Annotated in this window: 1 rRNA gene and 1 other annotated feature (1 of these 2 cut by a window edge); the gene reads left to right on the top strand. The window is 52.0% G+C overall.

Features of this window, described 5'->3' with window-relative positions:
• Positions 1 to 2,546: a sequence feature (most likely nonfunctional fraction of RNA operon), on the top strand; it begins 1,687 nt to the left of the window's first position.
• Between the two features lie 129 nt (positions 2,547 to 2,675).
• Positions 2,676 to 2,761, top strand: a 5S ribosomal RNA gene (rrf, locus tag ACIQUI_RS28405); the annotation flags it as partial.

The raw sequence follows: 2,761 nt of genomic DNA, 5'->3' as shown, positions 1-2,761 counted from the left end.
TTTCAATGAAATCGAGTAGGACGGAGCACGAGAAACTTTGTCTGAATATGGGGGGACCATCCTCCAAGGCTAAATACTACTGACTGACCGATAGTGAACCAGTACCGTGAGGGAAAGGCGAAAAGAACCCCGGAGAGGGGAGTGAAATAGAACCTGAAACCGTATGCGTACAAGCAGTGGGAGCCTACTTTGTTAGGTGACTGCGTACCTTTTGTATAATGGGTCAGCGACTTATATTCAGTGGCGAGCTTAACCGAATAGGGGAGGCGTAGCGAAAGCGAGTCTTAATAGGGCGTTTAGTCGCTGGGTATAGACCCGAAACCGGGCGATCTATCCATGGGCAGGTTGAAGGTTAGGTAACACTGACTGGAGGACCGAACCGACTACCGTTGAAAAGTTAGCGGATGACCTGTGGATCGGAGTGAAAGGCTAATCAAGCTCGGAGATAGCTGGTTCTCCTCGAAAGCTATTTAGGTAGCGCCTCATGTATCACTGTAGGGGGTAGAGCACTGTTTCGGCTAGGGGGTCATCCCGACTTACCAAACCGATGCAAACTCCGAATACCTACAAGTGCCGAGCATGGGAGACACACGGCGGGTGCTAACGTCCGTCGTGAAAAGGGAAACAACCCAGACCGTCAGCTAAGGTCCCAAAGTCATGGTTAAGTGGGAAACGATGTGGGAAGGCTTAGACAGCTAGGAGGTTGGCTTAGAAGCAGCCACCCTTTAAAGAAAGCGTAATAGCTCACTAGTCGAGTCGGCCTGCGCGGAAGATGTAACGGGGCTCAAACCATGCACCGAAGCTACGGGTATCACCTTTTGGTGATGCGGTAGAGGAGCGTTCTGTAAGCCTGTGAAGGTGAGTTGAGAAGCTTGCTGGAGGTATCAGAAGTGCGAATGCTGACATGAGTAACGACAATGCGAGTGAAAAACTCGCACGCCGAAAGACCAAGGTTTCCTGCGCAACGTTAATCGACGCAGGGTTAGTCGGTCCCTAAGGCGAGGCTGAAAAGCGTAGTCGATGGAAAACAGGTTAATATTCCTGTACTTCCAGTTATTGCGATGGAGGGACGGAGAAGGTTAGGCCAGCCTGGCGTTGGTTGTCCAGGTTTAAGGTGGTAGGCTGGAATCTTAGGCAAATCCGGGATTTCAAGGCCGAGAGCTGATGACGAGTTGCCTTTAGGCGACGAAGTGGTTGATACCATGCTTCCAAGAAAAGCTCCTAAGCTTCAGATAACTGGGAACCGTACCCCAAACCGACACAGGTGGTTAGGTAGAGAATACCAAGGCGCTTGAGAGAACTCGGGTGAAGGAACTAGGCAAAATGGCACCGTAACTTCGGGAGAAGGTGCGCCGGCGAGGGTGAAGGACTTGCTCCGTAAGCTCATGCCGGTCGAAGATACCAGGCCGCTGCGACTGTTTATTAAAAACACAGCACTCTGCAAACACGAAAGTGGACGTATAGGGTGTGACGCCTGCCCGGTGCCGGAAGGTTAATTGATGGGGTTAGCGCAAGCGAAGCTCTTGATCGAAGCCCCGGTAAACGGCGGCCGTAACTATAACGGTCCTAAGGTAGCGAAATTCCTTGTCGGGTAAGTTCCGACCTGCACGAATGGCGTAACGATGGCGGCGCTGTCTCCACCCGAGACTCAGTGAAATTGAAATCGCTGTGAAGATGCAGTGTATCCGCGGCTAGACGGAAAGACCCCGTGAACCTTTACTATAGCTTTGCACTGGACTTTGAATTTGCTTGTGTAGGATAGGTGGGAGGCTTTGAAGTGGGGACGCCAGTTCTCATGGAGCCATCCTTGAAATACCACCCTGGCAACTTTGAGGTTCTAACTCAGGTCCGTTATCCGGATCGAGGACAGTGTATGGTGGGTAGTTTGACTGGGGCGGTCTCCTCCCAAAGAGTAACGGAGGAGTACGAAGGTGCGCTCAGACCGGTCGGAAATCGGTCGTAGAGTATAAAGGCAAAAGCGCGCTTGACTGCGAGACAAACACGTCGAGCAGGTACGAAAGTAGGTCTTAGTGATCCGGTGGTTCTGTATGGAAGGGCCATCGCTCAACGGATAAAAGGTACTCCGGGGATAACAGGCTGATACCGCCCAAGAGTTCATATCGACGGCGGTGTTTGGCACCTCGATGTCGGCTCATCACATCCTGGGGCTGAAGCCGGTCCCAAGGGTATGGCTGTTCGCCATTTAAAGTGGTACGCGAGCTGGGTTTAGAACGTCGTGAGACAGTTCGGTCCCTATCTGCCGTGGACGTTTGAGATTTGAGAGGGGCTGCTCCTAGTACGAGAGGACCGGAGTGGACGAACCTCTGGTGTTCCGGTTGTCACGCCAGTGGCATTGCCGGGTAGCTATGTTCGGAAGAGATAACCGCTGAAAGCATCTAAGCGGGAAACTTGCCTCAAGATGAGATCTCACTGGGATCTTGAATCCCCTAAAGGGCCGTCGAAGACTACGACGTTGATAGGTTGGGTGTGTAAGCGCTGTGAGGCGTTGAGCTAACCAATACTAATTGCCCGTGAGGCTTGACCATATAACACCCAAGCAATTTGCTCATGCAGATTGCGGTGGTGAAGACGAAACAACCGAAAGTTCGCAACCACAAATATCGCATATCCGGATTCGCTGGGCTGTCCATCTGGACATTCTGGCTACAGAATTTCTTGACGACCATAGAGCATTGGAACCACCTGATCCCATCCCGAACTCAGCAGTGAAACGATGCATCGCCGATGGTAGTGTGGGGTT

This window comes from Pseudomonas sp. NPDC090592 (assembly GCF_044769185.1).
Classification (GTDB): Bacteria; Pseudomonadota; Gammaproteobacteria; order Pseudomonadales; family Pseudomonadaceae; genus Aquipseudomonas.
This window is presented reverse-complemented; position numbering and strand designations above follow the sequence as displayed.